Annotated in this window: 15 protein-coding genes; 10 read left to right on the forward strand and 5 right to left on the reverse strand. The window is 49.2% G+C overall.

All coding sequences use genetic code 11. The features are described 5' to 3' along the window. Positions 1–61: 61 nt before the first annotated feature. The 5 genes from HOLDEFILI_RS10080 to HOLDEFILI_RS10100 all read right to left on the reverse strand — a co-directional run bounded on the left by HOLDEFILI_RS10080 (position 62) and on the right by HOLDEFILI_RS10100 (position 7,079). A complete protein-coding gene (locus tag HOLDEFILI_RS10080; protein ID WP_039864637.1) occupies positions 62–1,507 on the reverse strand; it encodes a M81 family metallopeptidase in 1,446 nt (481 codons plus the stop codon). Positions 1,508–1,585: 78 nt separating this feature from the next. Beyond that, complete coding sequence (locus HOLDEFILI_RS10085; RefSeq protein ID WP_006059563.1) at positions 1,586–3,028, reverse strand: M81 family metallopeptidase; 1,443 nt, start codon at positions 3,026–3,028, stop codon at positions 1,586–1,588. 22 nt (positions 3,029–3,050) lie between these two features. Continuing rightward, the gene (locus HOLDEFILI_RS10090; RefSeq protein WP_006059564.1) at positions 3,051–4,442 is read right to left on the reverse strand and encodes a PTS transporter subunit EIIC; all 1,392 of its coding nucleotides are present in this window, start codon (positions 4,440–4,442) and stop codon (positions 3,051–3,053) included. A gap of 78 nt (positions 4,443–4,520) precedes the next feature. Continuing rightward, positions 4,521–5,339: a PRD domain-containing protein gene (locus tag HOLDEFILI_RS10095; protein ID WP_039864765.1), complete on the reverse strand. Its 819-nt coding sequence runs from the start codon at positions 5,337–5,339 to the stop codon at positions 4,521–4,523. 540 nt (positions 5,340–5,879) lie between these two features. Beyond that, on the reverse strand, positions 5,880–7,079 hold the full coding sequence (locus HOLDEFILI_RS10100) for an ATP-binding protein (protein WP_039864638.1): 1,200 nt from the start codon (positions 7,077–7,079) through the stop codon (positions 5,880–5,882). Positions 7,080–7,670: 591 nt separating this feature from the next. Here HOLDEFILI_RS10100 and HOLDEFILI_RS10105 point away from each other — a divergent pair. From HOLDEFILI_RS10105 to HOLDEFILI_RS10150, 10 genes are all read left to right on the forward strand, one after another. Continuing rightward, positions 7,671–8,492, forward strand: coding sequence for a ParA family protein (locus HOLDEFILI_RS10105; RefSeq protein ID WP_002569249.1), 822 nt, complete (start codon positions 7,671–7,673; stop codon positions 8,490–8,492). After that, entirely contained in the window at positions 8,449–9,378 is a 930-nt protein-coding gene (locus tag HOLDEFILI_RS10110; RefSeq protein ID WP_006059569.1) for a ParB/RepB/Spo0J family partition protein, read from the forward strand. The genes HOLDEFILI_RS10105 and HOLDEFILI_RS10110 overlap by 44 nt, the downstream gene beginning before the upstream one ends. A gap of 11 nt (positions 9,379–9,389) precedes the next feature. Continuing rightward, positions 9,390–9,662 carry a DUF5720 family protein gene (locus HOLDEFILI_RS10115; protein ID WP_007862445.1) on the forward strand — a complete coding sequence of 91 codons (273 nt, stop codon included), beginning with the start codon at positions 9,390–9,392 and terminating at the stop codon, positions 9,660–9,662. 284 nt (positions 9,663–9,946) lie between these two features. Further along, positions 9,947–10,825, forward strand: a complete 879-nt coding sequence (locus HOLDEFILI_RS10120) for a DUF6017 domain-containing protein (RefSeq protein WP_006059572.1) — start codon at positions 9,947–9,949, stop codon at positions 10,823–10,825. A 36-nt stretch (positions 10,826–10,861) separates the two neighbouring features. Continuing rightward, positions 10,862–11,629, forward strand: coding sequence for a BRO family protein (locus HOLDEFILI_RS10125; protein ID WP_002589066.1), 768 nt, complete (start codon positions 10,862–10,864; stop codon positions 11,627–11,629). Between the two features lie 2 nt (positions 11,630–11,631). Continuing rightward, positions 11,632–11,964 (forward strand): DUF5720 family protein, encoded by a 333-nt coding sequence (locus HOLDEFILI_RS10130; RefSeq protein WP_425268574.1) that lies wholly within the window; start codon positions 11,632–11,634, stop codon positions 11,962–11,964. Between the two features lie 100 nt (positions 11,965–12,064). Beyond that, a complete protein-coding gene (locus HOLDEFILI_RS10135; RefSeq protein WP_008723309.1) occupies positions 12,065–12,565 on the forward strand; it encodes a PcfB family protein in 501 nt (166 codons plus the stop codon). Continuing rightward, entirely contained in the window at positions 12,562–14,391 is a 1,830-nt protein-coding gene (locus tag HOLDEFILI_RS10140) for a VirD4-like conjugal transfer protein, CD1115 family (protein ID WP_006059575.1), read from the forward strand. The genes HOLDEFILI_RS10135 and HOLDEFILI_RS10140 overlap by 4 nt, the downstream gene beginning before the upstream one ends. 219 nt (positions 14,392–14,610) lie before the next feature. Beyond that, positions 14,611–14,829 (forward strand): Maff2 family mobile element protein, encoded by a 219-nt coding sequence (locus tag HOLDEFILI_RS10145; protein WP_003525154.1) that lies wholly within the window; start codon positions 14,611–14,613, stop codon positions 14,827–14,829. Between the two features lie 69 nt (positions 14,830–14,898). Continuing rightward, on the forward strand, positions 14,899–15,123 hold a 225-nt coding region (locus HOLDEFILI_RS10150; RefSeq protein WP_006059577.1), incomplete at its 3' end, for a VirB6/TrbL-like conjugal transfer protein, CD1112 family.

A 15,123-nucleotide genomic window follows, 5' to 3' on the forward strand; every position in this document is an offset into this window, starting at 1 on the left:
GCGGCAGACCCGGCGGCTGTTTATCCTCGCTTTCTTCAAATGGGGAATGGAAGTTAACCGCTCAGATCTCGTCGATCGGATACATCGGCCGCAGAATCTGCTTATAAGTCAGCCGGCGCGTATCCTGCAGCGTCGCCCCGTCGGTCAGCGACATCACATAGAATTGAGCGGCCGCTTTGAGTTCCGGGAAGATATAGCCCTGCTTGACGACGATCACGTCATAATCGTCAAAATTCAACCCGGCGTCAGTAAACTGATGGATTTCGCAGATCGCGTAGCGGGTCGTAGCGATCATGATGGTGATCGGTTTGTCCTTAACGGCGACGCTGATCGTTTCGCCATAGACGGCGCCGGGAATGTTGTGCATCATAAATCCGGTGATCGGCCCTTTCGCTTTAACGACGACATCCAGCGCCACAGTTTGAGACAGCGTGTCGTAGTCCATCCCCAGCCGGATCGACGCGGCTTCGCCGACAGCGAGCTTCTGGAGCTGATGGAAGGTCTTCGGATCGCAGATCGTGGCGAACAGCACTGACTTCTTCAAGTCTTTTTCCGCCAGCACCTGCCGCAGCACAAACGTGTTCCAGCCGGTCGCTCCGGAGGTCGTATTGTCGCCGGAGTCTGTGATCACAACCGGTTTGCCTTCAAAGTCCAGCGCCATCCGCAGCGCTTCTTCCGGCTCCGCCGTCAGACCGGTGTAGTGGAATTCATGCCGGCGCTGCCAGACGTACTCCGCCAGCTGATCGGCGATCGTTTCCGCATATTCCTGATCGGCTTCGGTCTGCGGAACAACGACGATGCCGCAGCCGGCTTCCGGGCAGTCATGGCGCAGATAGCCGACATGCCAGGAAGCGCTCATAATCCGCGGATCCTGTTCCAGCTCATCCATATAGCGGTTGATCGAGAGTACCGGCTCGTCCGTGGAAACCGACTGCTCGCCGCCTAAAATCAACGGCAGCTTGCGGTAAACGGCATGAATGTTCTGCCGCGAACGGATCAAGCCGATCAACATTTTGGATACAATCCGCAGTGTTTCGTTGGCGTCGGTATGCGGCGACTGGCGGTAGCTGCGCAGGATCTGCAGAGCTTCGACATATTCCTGCGTCAGATTGCCATGCGGATCGCAGGCCACCGCGATCGGCAGATAAGGACCGGTCAGCTTGCGGACCTCCTGGATGATGTGATGATCGCCGCTGCCGAGACCCTCGACCTTACTGGCGCCATGAAGCATCAGGAAAATCCCGTCGATCTCGTGGAGATGTTTTCGGACTTCGTTCAGCAGCGACGTTTCAATATAATCAAAGGTTTCGCGTGTGATCAGACCCCCGCTGGCGCCGTTAGCGTAAATTGTCGGGATCATCTCGGCGTTTTCCGCTTCGTACACCTCGCTGACGTCCAGATTCTGAATGCACTGGTCGTCAAAGGCGATCACATAGTTGTCAATCCGGCAGAGCTGAGGGATATTCTCGTTGGTTTCGGATACAAATTCCCCGACTAAAATTTTCATAAAGGACTCCTTTTCCATTATTGTGACAGATTCAGAAAGAGCGGCAGGAATGAAATTCGCCGCCGCCTTCCTCATTCGTTAAATTTCATCGATCGGATACATCGGCCGCTGAATCAATTTAAACGGAATATGTTTTGTGTCCTGCGGCGTTGCGCCGTCGGTCAGCGACATCACATAGAACTGCGCTTCAGCTTTGAAATCCGGGAAGATATAGCCCTGCTTCAAAACCGTGACATCATACTGACGCCAATCCAGCCCCAGATGTTCCAGCTGGTGCTTATTGATCACGGCGTAGGACAGATTGCTGATCAGCACGTCGATCGGTGTGCCTTCGATATGCACAAGGGCACACTCCGTCATTTCCCGTTCATAGACACCGTTGGTAAATTTACAAATTTGATTGGACTGACGAAGGGTGACGTTCAGGCTCACGCTTTCCGACAACGCATCCCGGCCGGTTCCCAATTCGATCGCGACAGTCTGGCCGACGGCCTGTTCTTTCAGCCGGGCAAACGCTTGGGGGTCGACGATCGGAGCGAACAGGAATGTTTTCTTCAAATCCGGCAGCGCCAGACATTGTCTGAGGATCGACGTGTTCCAGCCCGCAGCCCCGGAGGTCATGTTATCGCCGGAATCCGTGATCACAACCGGTTTGCCATCAAAGTCCAGCGCCATCCGCAGCGCGGCTTCCGGCTCCGCCGTCAGACCGGTGTAGTGGAATTCATGCCGGCGCTGCCAGACATACTCCGCCAGCTGGTCGGCAACCGTTTCCGCATACGCCTGATCGGCTTCGGTCTGCGGTACAACAACGATGCCGCAGCCGGCTTCCGGGCAGTCATGACGCAAATAGCCGACATGCCAGGAGGCGCTTAAGATCCGCGGATCCTGTTCCAGCTCATCCAGATAGCGGTTGATCGAAAGCACCGGCTCATCCGCCGACACCGACTGTTCACCGCCTAAAATCAACGGCAGCTTGCGGTAAACCGCATGGATGGACTGGCGGTTCTGGATGAACTGACACAACATTCCCGATACTTTCCGGTAGGTGTCGACACTGTCGGTATGCGGCGACTGACGGAAACTGCGCAGAATCTGAATTGCTTCCACATACTCCCGCGTCAGATTGCCATGTGGATCACACGAAACCGCAATCGGCAGATAGGGACCGGTCAGCGCGCGGATCGCTTTCAACAGATGATGATCGCCGCTGCCGATTTCTTCGACATAGCTGGCCCCGTGCAGATGCAGATAAATACCGTCCAGCTCATGCAGATGTTTCCGGATCGCTGTCAAAAAGCTGTTTTCAATCGCCTCAAATGCGTCTTTTTCCACAATCTCGGTCGCGCCGGCGTTGGCGTACACCGCGGACAAGATCTCAGCTCCGGCTTGATCGAAAATCTCTTTGATATACAGTTTTTCGACTGCCTGATCCCCAAAAGCCAGATCAAACGTGCTCAAATCACTTTTTACCGGCATGTTCGCATTGCATTCCGCGTTGAACAATCCGACGAATACTTTCATGCGTTTTCCTCCTTTTCTCACCTTATCCGGCGATCGCTTTTTTACTTTCCGAACGCTTGATTAAAATTGAGGTGGCAATGAAGCAGGCGGCCACGGTCACTGCCGCCGTAATCGCGGCGTACCATACCATCTGCAGACTTCCGGTTTCCGGATTGATAAGCGACAGGAAGGTCAGGAAACCTGGGCAGGAAGCGGAAATGTACGTTCTTAAACCGAACAGTGCGCCGACGAATCCGCCGATCACCGTGCCGATCGCATGGCCCAGCAGCGCTTCCTTGAAGGAAATCAGGGAACCGTAGAAGGCCGGCTCAGTCACGCCGCACAGAGCGGTAATGGCCGTGGATACGATCATGCCGCGCTTGACTTTATCCTTGCGGACAACCGCGGAATACGCGATCGCCAGCGCGACGGCGCCGACGCCGATGTTGGAAATGAAGTTCTGCGGCGCGGTGATGTTGTTGTAGCCCAGCGTCGCTAACAGCTCGATGCCCAGCGGCGATAATGCTTTGTCCACACCGAACATGACGAAGTACGGACATAACGCACACAGAATCGGCAGCGCGAAGACGCCCAGCGTATCCATTAAGAAGGTGACGAAATAACCGATGTAGGTGCTTAACCAGGTGCCTAACGGGCCGAGCCATAAGAAGGTAACCGGAACGACGATCAGCATTGTGACCACCGGTTTGACGAAGTAGATAACGGCGTTCGGAATGATTTTCTTCAGATATTTATCAAGGAAGTAAATCAGCGTCGTACCTAAAATAACCGGGATGATCGTTGAGCCGTAGCTGACCTGTTCGATCGGAATGCCTAAGAAATCTGTGACGACGCCACTCTGATATCGCGAGCAGACCAGACAGCCGCCCAGGAACATTCCGAGAATCGGCTGCAGCTTCAATTTCTGCGCATAGGAATAACCGATGTAAATCGGCAGGAATTCAAAACCGGCGTTGAAGAAGCAGGTTAACAGCTGAGCCGTGCCGCTGGAAACATCCAGCCCGAAGTAGTTGACGCAGAGCGTGCGGATGGCCAGCACCATACCACCGACGACCAGGGCCGGCATAATCGGCATGAAGATCGGCGGGAAGAAATCAGCGATCAAATCAAGAATCGACTTTTTCTCCTTCGGAACATTGACGGCATTTTCATTCATGCCTTCCTTCCATCCGGAAACCTCTAAGAAATCGTAGTATGCATCCGGGACCTGCGGACCGATAATAATCTGAAGCTGATTGGCTTTCTTAACAATTCCCGCACATTCCGGGAGCGCCTTAATCGCGGCTTCGTTGATTTTACTGCCGTCCGCATAACTGATCCGTAATCTTGTGGCACAATGGGCAACGAACGTAATGTTGTCCAATCCCCCGACGTTTTCTAAAACCTTTTGAGAAAATTCAGCATATTTTCCCATCTCTAAATCCTCCTTTAGATTTATTTCATAACACGAATAAGGCGCGCTCTTATTCTGTTGATGACCTTGGTTGCACGGCTAGGAACAAAGCCGATTGACGTGCAGAATCAGATAAAGCATTTCGTTTTCATCGAGCTTGGACTGAATGTTTTCTTCCAGAAACCGGGCGATTTCATCCACGCATTGATAGGTGTCGGGATATTCCTCCAACAGCTTCGCGTAGATCCGGCGGTTATCATCCGTCGTCTTTTGGCCTTCCTTCAAACGCCTTAACAAATAGATCATGTGCGTTGCGAAGCGGGAATAGTTAAACGAATCGCGGTTGATCTCCAGCTTAAAATGTTTTTCAATGATCGCGGTGATCTGGCTGATCAGCGGTGAGAAGTTTACGTCTTCGTCATTGCCGGCAGGCTTCACTTCGGAATTGACGATATTCATGACGAAGCCGCCCAGCTCCGACGGCGGGAGCTTGATATGTAATTCTTCCTCGATCTTTTTCATCGCGTAGTTGGAAATTTCCACTTCCCGCGGATATAAGTATTTGAAATCGGTATAGCCTTTGAAATCGAAGATCATATTCTGACCGACGCGTTCAATGGTGAATTCGATATGATCAGCCAGCGTGAATACGAAATTCTTGGAAAATTTTTTCGTCAGATGTTTCTTCGCGTAAGCTACAATCTGTTCCGACAGCTTGAGGATATTCTCCGGCATCTCGCCCATCTGTTCGATCGTATTCCGGTCGACGCCGCTGTAGATTTTTTCAACCTGCGACTTATCGGTCACATACCGCGGAATGGCGCCAAAGCCGATGCCCCGGCCGGCGACCACGACGACTTCGCCGTCTTCTTTCCGGGCTAACGCGTAGTTGTTATTGATTTTTCTGATAATTTTCATCTTCATTTACCCTTTTCTGTCATCCTCGAATTGGGGTTGACCCCGCAGTTGGTTTGCCTTGTCGTGATCGTTGAAGCGTAAATTGCATTTCAATTCCGGGCCATTTTCATGGCTTTTGGATGAGGTGAATTTCTGGCGGAACAACAAAAAAACTCTTCCTCGGCACACACAAAATAATCGCTTATTTAGGTTATGCCTCGAAAGAGTGACAGTCCCAATATTTACTTGTTGAACATATTCTAGCAGAGGATGTAAGCGCTGTCAATGACCAACGGAAATTTTAATTTCATGCCGGATTTCCCTTTAAGACCGCAACATGTACTCATTTCCCTTCACTTTACAGAATTCCCGGAAACAGCGAAGCATCAATCAAACTTTCCACCACGATAGGTATCCGAATCCGCTATATTTCGAATGTCAGGATTATTGAACACATCGTCCATTGCTTCCTCCTAGGCATTCAAACAATGCTGTCTGGCGGTGTTCATTGTTGAAAGTGATACTTGTTTTCTGTTAGTCTTGTCACATCCTTTTTAATTTTTAATATTCATCCTTAAGTAAAAAATCCGCCAAATGCACAATTTTAACACCGTTGATATTTCCGGCAGCCAGTTCGTCCAGCGTTACCACATATTTTGGGTAGTGATCTTTAATTTCAAGGAGATTGGCAACCTCCCGATCAGATTCCTCCGGCAGTCTGCGGCACACCTGAACGTAAATCCGTTCATCACGACGCACCGCTACGAAATCGATCTCTTTCGTTTTGTTTTTGCCAATATAAACATCATAGCCTTTTCGCCGTAGTTCAAAGTAAACGATGTTTTCGAGCATGGCTGCAATAGACTTAGGGTTAAAGCCCATGATGCAGTATTTGAGAGAAGAATCGGCAAGATAAAATTTTTCCTGCGTTTTCAGTACAGATTTTCCCTGTAAATCGTATCTCTGGCAGCGATAAATTACAAAAGCCTTTTCCAGCCAATTCAGATAGTTGTAAACCGCTTCAACAGACAGGGAACGACCCTCGCTTTTCAGAAACTTCACGATTGCATTCGCAGAAAAGGTTTTTCCTACATTTTCAACAATATAGCGAACAACACGGTTGAACAAATCAAAATTCGCTATATTGTGCCGTTTTGTAATATCGCTTGTTATGACAGAGTTGTAAATGCCCTCTACGATCTGATAAGCAGCACGCTCGTCAAAGCTGCTGAGTGCAACAATGGGGAAACCACCCAACCGGATATATTCATTCAAAAGTTCTCTCGTTGAAAGACCGCTTTGTTTTTTAAACTCCAAATACTCTGCAAAAGACAAGGTATAAACCGGAATAGAAATATATCGCCCTGTCAGATAAGTTGAAATTTCGCTGGACATCCATTTCGAATTGGAGCCTGTTACATAAATATCGGTGTCGGTATTTTCAAGCAGACTATTCACTGCTTTTTCCCAACCGTCGATTTCCTGCACTTCATCAAGAAGAAGGTAATATCGTCCGTCGCTATTCATCTGCGCCTTGATGCCTTCATACATATTTTTATCCGTCATACTGTCGTCAAAATCCTCCGAGGTATAACACATACTGATAATGTGATCTGCGGCAACGCCGTTGTTCTGCAGGTCATCCCGCAGCGTTTCTAAAATGGTGGATTTTCCGCAGCGACGGATGCCGGCCAGTATTTTTACAAGCGGTACATCACGGTAGGTTTTCAGCAGTTCCATATACTGTGATCTTATAATCATCATCTCGCCCCCTGTTTATCACAAATAGTATAGCCAAAAAAACTACGCTTCAGTAAATAGTTTTTACTGAAAAACAGTAAAATCTTTGATAAAATTTAAACTTCTTTATCTTAAAATAAATTTACTTTCAATTAAGCTTCCGAAGCCAAAAAAACCGGAAATCCTGACAAGACTTCCGGTCACTCATCAATTGGTGTTCCCGAGGCGATTCGAACGCCCGACACCCGCCTTAGGAGATGGACCCAGTGCATATATTCCCTATCAACAGGGATAAAGAAAATGCAGTTATATCAAGGCTTTTCTCCATGTTCTCTATAAACCTTGTACAAGCAAAATCAAGCAAAAACAAAGGATTTTAGCCCCCTATTGTTTGCACTCTGTTTGCAAAGGCGCGAAATTTGGCGTTAGCCAAAAGTTCAATTCCCGTCGAGACTTAATTATATTCATGGTATCGTGGACATAGTTTACCATACATAGAGGTTCATTACAAGAGGTATTGAGCCAGTGAAAGTGCCTGTTTTATCTTTCTCAGGAAAGGTAAAGCAGGCACTTTTTTTCATATCTAAACTTAGAAAGAAATGAGGTGAAATCATGAATACACAGATTATTGCCATAGCCAACCAAAAAGGTGGTGTCGGCAAAACAACCACTTGTGCCAATCTTGGAATTGGTCTGGCGCAGTCCGGGAAGAAAGTCCTTCTGATTGACGGAGACCCACAGGGAAGCCTGACCATCAGCTTGGGCAATCCTCAGCCTGATAAGCTGCCCTTTACACTGTCAGACGCTATGGGCCGTATTTTGATGGATGAACCAATTCGTCCCGGCGAGGGTATCCTGCACCACCCTGAGGGCGTAGACCTGATGCCTGCGGACATCCAGCTATCTGGTATGGAGGTATCTCTGGTAAACGCTATGAGCCGAGAAACCATTCTGCGACAATATCTGGACACGCTGAAGGGGCAATACTCCCATATCCTTATTGATTGCCAGCCCTCCCTGGGTATGCTTACGGTCAATGCACTGGCTGCCGCTAATAGGGTTATAATCCCCGTCCAGGCAGAGTATCTTCCAGCTAAAGGTTTGGAGCAGCTTTTGCAAACTATCAATAAGGTTCGCAGACAAATCAATCCCAAGCTGCAAATTGATGGGATTCTGCTGACGATGGTAGACAGCCGAACCAATTTTGCCAAAGAAATCTCCGCTCTTCTGCGCGAAACCTATGGCAGTAAGATCAAGGTGTTTACATCAGAAATTCCTCATTCTGTCAGGGCTAAAGAAATCAGTGCTGAAGGAAAAAGCATTTATGCCCATGATCCTAATGGCAAAGTGGCTGAGGGCTACAAAAATCTGACGAAGGAGGTATTGAAACTTGAAAAGCAGCGCGAAAAAAATAGAGCTGGCCTCAGTAGATGACCTGTTTTCTACAGAAGAAAGTCGGCAAGACGAGCAACTGGAAAAAATTCAGGAAATTCCCCTATCTGAACTGCATCCGTTCAAGGATCACCCCTTCAAGGTCAAGGATGATGATGCAATGATAGAAACCGCAGACAGCATCAAAAAGTATGGTGTGTTGGTTCCTGCGATTGCCAGACCACTGCCTGATGGCGGTTATGAGCTGGTAGCCGGTCACAGACGCCGCAGAGCCAGCGAATTGGCCGGAAAAGAAACCATGCCTGTCATTGTGCGCGACTTGGATGACGATGCTGCCACAATTATTATGGTTGACAGCAATTTGCAGCGAGAAAATCTGCTCCCCAGTGAAAGGGCTTTTGCCTACAAAATGAAGCTGGAAGCCATTAAACATCAAGGAGCAAGAACAGACCTGACTTCTGTTCAAGTTGAACAGAAGTTGAGCGCCAGAGACCAGGTGGCAAAAGAAGCCGGTGAACGAAGCGGTATCCAGGTAATGCGATATGTTCGTTTGACTGAACTGATTCCAGAGCTTTTGGATATGGTGGATGAAAAGAAAATCGCATTTAACCCAGCCTATGAACTCTCTTTTTTGAAACCGGACGAACAGCAAATGCTGGTGGAAACAATGGACTATGAGCAGGCTACCCCTTCTCTCTCTCAGGCTCAGCGAATGAAAAAGTTCAGCCAGGAAGGGAAATTGTCAGAAGATGTGATGCTTGCCATCATGTCAGAGGAAAAAAAGGGTGATCTGGATAAAGTGACCTTGAGCAGCGATACCTTGCGAAAGTATTTCCCCAAAAGCTATACACCGGCCAAAATGCAGGAAACCATTATTAAACTGCTGGAACAATGGCAGAAAAAACGCCAACGAGATCAGGAACGATGAAGGGAGAGCCTATGAAAGATATTGCAGCAAGGGAACTGAAAGGCCACAACATTCTTGCAGTGGAGCGATTTTGGGACAGCACTTTCTGGATGATTGAGTTTACTGTCTTGCGCCCTACTGCTTATGGAGAACCTGGTGACGAAATGAGGCTTTTTCTCACAGAGGACGGGTATCAGTCAGCTCTGCAAAGCCAGCAGCGTCGAGAAATCAAAATTAAGAGATATGCCCATGTTATTGAGGGGCATATCCTCGACTTCAAGCCTAAAAAACACCGTCGTTCATAACCGATACAACGAAAGGAAAGGAATGAATATGTGTACTGTAAGAGAAATCCGAGAAGCTATTCAAGAAGATTGCCGCTCACAGCGTGATATGGAATCCACCGAGATTGACCGTGTTTTTCAAACCTTACCATTTTCTCAGGAAAGGGATCTGTTTGATAAACCACCAATGCCAAAACGCCCCTACCGACGCAAGAAAAAAGATACAGACAGACCCTAACCGCTGCCACAATTCTTTTATGAATTGCGGCTTTTTTCATACCTGAGAAATGAAAGGAGTGAAGTAAATGGCTGTTTTTCGTGTAGAACGCACTGGCGATTACACGGTTATGAGCAATTTTCATCTAAAAGACAAACGACTTTCTTTGAAGGCAAAGGGTCTCTTGTCGCAAATGTTATCTCTGCCTGATGACTGGGATTATACGCTGTCAGGACTCAGCTATATCAATCGAGAAAGCAAAGATGCAATCCGCTCTGCTGTCAATGAGCTTGAAACAGCCGGATACATTCGGCGCAGACAGACAACTGATGCTTCTGGTAAATTCGCAGCCAATGAGTATACCATTTTTGAGCGTCCCATCGAGGGAGAACCAATGTTGGATAAGCCGTTGTCGGAAAACCCGATAACGGTAAACCCGTCAGCGGTAAATCCGTTACCGGAAAATCCAACACAATTAAATACTAAGAAATCAAATACCCAAAAACAAAATACTCATGGATCAAATACCGATTCCATTCCCTTCCGGGAAACAGCGGCGGTAATACCGCCGGAACGGAAAGGAAGGGATGCGATGTCTGTCACAGAGATAGAAAATTATCGGGAATTGATTTTGGAGAATATCGAGTATGATTGTCTGAAGCAGCGTTATCCTCTCTACCTGGATGACCTGAATGAGATCGTAGAGCTGTTGGTAGAAACGGTCTGTGCCAAACGAAAGACCACCCGGATCTCTGGTGCGGACTTTCCTCATGAAATTGTACGCTCCCGCTTTTTGAAGCTGGACAGCTCTCACATCGAGTTTGTCATGGACTGTCTGCAAAAGAACACCACCCAGGTACACAACATCAAGCAGTACCTGCTTGCAGTGCTGTTCAACGCTCCTACCACCATGAATAACCACTACACTTCACTGGTAAATCACGATATGCACGCAGGCGGCTGGTAATCAGCCGCTTTTGTATTACACCAAAGGAGGCACAGCATGAATCAGATTGAAATTTTCAATAGTCCAGAGTTCGGAAGCATTCGCACTTTGGAACAGAATGGCAAAGTATTATTTTGCGGTACAGATGTGGCAACAGCGCTGGGATATACCAATCCACGCAAAGCCGTCCGCGACCATACCAGGGGTGGAACGAAATGTTCCATAGGGGTCCAGACTGGGAAAAAGGCAGATGGAAGCCCCGCGGTACAAATGGTCGAAATGCTCTTTATCCCCGAAGGTGATCTATATCGTCTGATCGCCCATAGTAAACTGCCGTCAGCGGAACGGTTTGAACAATGGGTGTTTGATGAAGTTCTACCTGCCATTCGCAAGCACGGAGCCTATCTCACAAAAGAGAAGTTGTGGGAGATAGCCACTTCTCCGGAAGCTCTGATAAAGCTCTGCTCCGAGCTGCTTGCTGAGCGGGAAGAAAATGCGTCGCTACGAGAGGAAAATGCCCTGCTGGAGAGTAAGGCAGCCTTTTATGATTTGTTCATCGACCTCAATCACAGTACCAACCTCCGCACCACCGCCAAAGAGTTGCTTGTCCCGGAGCGTCGGTTTGTCCGTTTCCTTCTGGAAAAGCGTTTTGTGTACCGCACCGCATCCGGTAATGTACTGCCCTATGCAAAGCCAGCCAATGAAGGACTGTTTTGTGTCAAAGACTACTGCAATCACGGGCATATCGGCTCCTATACGCTGATAACCCCGCAAGGCAAACTCTACTTTGCTCAGCTGAGAGACATGATTTTGATGGTTGTATGAGAGTGGGAAAGGAAGTGAGTTTTATGCCAGAAGGCAAAACAATCGGTCAGCTGATGGAAGAAATGCGCCAGAAAGCTGGAGCGCAGAACTATCACGGCCATGACTACATGGATCTCCAGCGATTTGCTGAGAACACCCGGCACATGATTATTTTTGATGTGCTGACGCATGACTCCCCGGTGGGCTGGAAAGGTGAACGAACCCGCCTGTTTTTGTCAGATAAGGGCTATGAAAAAGCTCTGGACAGTCAGGCAAAGGGACAGATCAAGATTCTCAGTCATGCAAAGGTCAGAAATGGAGATTTGCTCTATGACCGTTCTGAGCAAATTCGTTGAGGGCGGTTCGATGAAGAAATACCTTCTCCGGCGGCTGGTGGTCCCGCCTTAGAAATAAATGCACCACCCCTGCACATTTTGTGGAAAGGAGGCGATGAAAATGCAGGAAGAAGTGGAAAACAGGACTTTAACGCTGGTTGTCAGCGGAACAAAGTTCACCGGCAGGCTGCTCAAAGCCGCCATCAGCAAGTACCTTGCCCACCGCAAGGAAAAGAAGCTGCAAAAGCAGAGAAGCCGTGACGCGCCTGTGAAGCCCCAGGGCAAGCAGACGGTGAAACAGCTGATTGGTCAAAACCAAGGGGTTTCCAACATCGAGATCACCGACCCCTCCATCAAGGAGTTTGAGAAGATCGCCCGGAAATACGGCGTGGACTATGCGGTGAAGAAGGACCGCAGCAGCTCCCCACCCAAGTACCTGATCTTTTTCAAGGGTCGGGACGCGGATGCCCTGACCGCTGCTTTTACCGAGTACACCGGGAAAAAGGTCAGAAAGGCGGAGAAATCCGAGCGCCCGTCCGTGCTGGCAAAGCTGAGCCAGTTCAAAGAACTGGTAAAACACGCCGTCGTGGACCGGAACAAGCGGAAGGAGCTGGAACGATGAAAAAGCAGCTGAACATCAAAAAGCTCATTTTGCTGAATCTGCCGTATATCCTGATGGGGCTTTTCTCCACCAACTTCGGTGAAGCGTGGCGGATGGCCGTGGGTGCGGACGCTTCGGCAAAAATGCTCTCGTTCTTCTCCACGCTGCCGGTGGCGCTGGCCAGCTGGTGGCCCAGCCTGCACCCGCTGGACCTGCTGGTGGGCCTGTGCTGCTGCGGCGGCCTGCGGCTGGCTGTGTACCTGAAAAGCAAGAACGCCAAGAAGTACAGGCACGGCATGGAATACGGTTCCGCCCGGTGGGGAACCCATGAGGACATTACACCCTACATCGACCCGGTATTCCAGAACAATGTGATTCTGACGAAAACGGAGAGCCTGACAATGAACAGCCGCCCCAAGGACCCAAAGACCGCCAGAAACAAAAATGTGCTGGTGATTGGCGGCTCCGGTTCCGGTAAGACCCGCTTCTGGCTCAAACCGAATCTGATGCAGATGCACAGTTCCTATGTGGTCACAGACCCGAAGGGAACCATTTTGGTGGAGTGCGGAAAAATGCTCCAAAGGGGCGCACCCAAGCTGGGGAAAGACGGAAAGCCTATGAAGGATAAGCACGGCAAGGTCATTTATGAGCCGTACCGAATCAAGGTCCTAAATACCATTAACTTCAAGAAGTCCATGCACTATAACCCTTTCGCCTATATCCATAGCGAAAAGGACATCTTGAAGCTGGTAACAACGCTGATCGCCAATACCAAAGGCGAAGGCAAGGCCGGAGACGATTTCTGGGTAAAAGCAGAAACCTTGTTGTACTGCGCGCTTATTGGCTATATCCATTATGAGGCTCCGGTGGAGGAACAAAACTTCTCCACCCTCATTGAGTTCATCAACGCCATGGAAGTCCGTGAGGATGACGAGGAGTTCAAAAACCCCGTAGACCTGATGTTTGATGCACTGGAAGCCGAGAAGCCAAACCACTTTGCGGTGCGCCAGTATAAGAAATATAAGCTGGCCGCCGGAAAAACAGCCAAGTCGATTTTGATTTCCTGCGGCGCTCGCCTTGCCGTGTTCGACATTGCAGAGTTGCGTGAGGTCACGGCTTATGATGAGCTGGAGCTGGATACTCTGGGAGACAGGAAAACTGCCCTGTTCCTCATCATGAGTGACACTGATGACAGCTTTAATTTCCTTATATCCATGTGTTATACCCAGCTGTTTAACCTGCTCTGCGAAAAGGCCGACGATGTGTACGACGGCAGACTGCCGGTTCATGTGCGCTGTCTGATCGACGAGTGCGCCAACATTGGCCAGATACCCAAGTTGGAAAAGCTGGTGGCCACCATCCGAAGCCGTGAGATCTCCGCCTGTCTGGTGTTGCAGGCGCAGAGTCAGCTCAAGGCGATTTATAAGGATAACGCAGATACCATTATCGGAAACATGGATACTTCCATCTTTCTGGGCGGTAAGGAGCCGACCACTCTCAAGGAGCTGGCCGCCGTGCTGGGTAAGGAAACCATCGACACCTACAACACCGGAGAGAGCCGTGGGAGGGAAACATCCCATTCACTCAACTATCAAAAATTGGGGAAAGAGCTGATGAGCCAGGATGAGCTTGCTGTTATGGATGGCGGCAAGTGTATCCTCCAGCTGCGCGGTGTGCGTCCTTTCCTTTCGGATAAGTACGACATCACCAAGCACCCCAATTTCAAGTACACTGCCGACGCGGATGACAAGAACGCTTTTGATATTGAAGCATTCTTGTCCGCAAGGCTGAAACTCAAGCCCAATGAGGTCTGCGATGTATATGAAGTAGACACAAAGGGCGCTTAATTTCGTTCCGCTTTAGAAGGGAGTGATCTTATCTATTCGCCGCATCTGCCCTCTATGGGCCATTGGCGTACAAAGCGGACAATCGCGAGAAAAAATAATGAAAAAGGAGGACAGCCGGAATCATGCCCCCGGAAACCGGGCGGCAGATTGTTCCGGCTTTTGTATGCCTATGAAACATGACAAACCTATTTTTTAATCAGATTCCGGCTAACAAACTATATGGCATTTTTTGAACAGGCAATCACCGTTCTTCAGACCCTCGTTATCGCGCTCGGTGCCGGTCTCGGTATCTGGGGCGTTATCAACCTGCTGGAAGGTTACGGCAACGACAACCCCGGCGCCAAGAGCCAGGGCATGAAGCAGCTCATGGCCGGTGCTGGTGTAGCCGTGGTAGGCATGGTCCTTGTACCTCTGCTCTCCGGGCTTTTCTCTGTCTAAGCGTCTCCGTATGAAATCCTTGCCGCTCCCGCAGTTTTGCGGGGGCGGCGGAAAGGAGGTTGACACCGTATGGATTTCTTACTTGAAGCCCTGACAAATTGGCTGAAAGAAATGCTGGTGGGCGGCATTATGAGCAACCTTTCGGGGATGTTTGACAGTGTAAACCAGCAGGTCGCGGATATATCCGTACAGGTAGGCCAGACCCCACAGGGATGGAATGGCAGTATTTTCAGCATGATTGAGAATCTGTCCAACTCCATCATGGTGCCGATTGCAGGCGTGATCCTGGCTATC

Origin of the sequence: Holdemania filiformis DSM 12042 (assembly GCF_000157995.1) — a bacterium.
Lineage (GTDB): Bacteria > Bacillota_I > Bacilli_A > Erysipelotrichales > Erysipelotrichaceae > Holdemania > Holdemania filiformis.

Excerpts from the sequence above, each read along its gene's own strand:
- HOLDEFILI_RS10100 (WP_039864638.1), bottom strand. The coding sequence starts at position 7,079 with ATGATTATAAGATCACAGTATATGGAACTGCTGAAAACCTACCGTGAT.
- HOLDEFILI_RS10090 (WP_006059564.1), bottom strand. The coding sequence starts at position 4,442 with ATGGGAAAATATGCTGAATTTTCTCAAAAGGTTTTAGAAAACGTCGGG.
- HOLDEFILI_RS10115 (WP_007862445.1), top strand. The coding sequence starts at position 9,390 with ATGAAAGATATTGCAGCAAGGGAACTGAAAGGCCACAACATTCTTGCA.
- HOLDEFILI_RS10135 (WP_008723309.1), top strand. The coding sequence starts at position 12,065 with ATGCAGGAAGAAGTGGAAAACAGGACTTTAACGCTGGTTGTCAGCGGA.
- HOLDEFILI_RS10080 (WP_039864637.1), bottom strand. The coding sequence starts at position 1,507 with ATGAAAATTTTAGTCGGGGAATTTGTATCCGAAACCAACGAGAATATC.
- HOLDEFILI_RS10105 (WP_002569249.1), top strand. The coding sequence starts at position 7,671 with ATGAATACACAGATTATTGCCATAGCCAACCAAAAAGGTGGTGTCGGC.
- HOLDEFILI_RS10095 (WP_039864765.1), bottom strand. The coding sequence starts at position 5,339 with ATGAAAATTATCAGAAAAATCAATAACAACTACGCGTTAGCCCGGAAA.
- HOLDEFILI_RS10145 (WP_003525154.1), top strand. The coding sequence starts at position 14,611 with ATGGCATTTTTTGAACAGGCAATCACCGTTCTTCAGACCCTCGTTATC.
- HOLDEFILI_RS10125 (WP_002589066.1), top strand. The coding sequence starts at position 10,862 with ATGAATCAGATTGAAATTTTCAATAGTCCAGAGTTCGGAAGCATTCGC.
- HOLDEFILI_RS10140 (WP_006059575.1), top strand. The coding sequence starts at position 12,562 with ATGAAAAAGCAGCTGAACATCAAAAAGCTCATTTTGCTGAATCTGCCG.
- HOLDEFILI_RS10085 (WP_006059563.1), bottom strand. The coding sequence starts at position 3,028 with ATGAAAGTATTCGTCGGATTGTTCAACGCGGAATGCAATGCGAACATG.
- HOLDEFILI_RS10120 (WP_006059572.1), top strand. The coding sequence starts at position 9,947 with ATGGCTGTTTTTCGTGTAGAACGCACTGGCGATTACACGGTTATGAGC.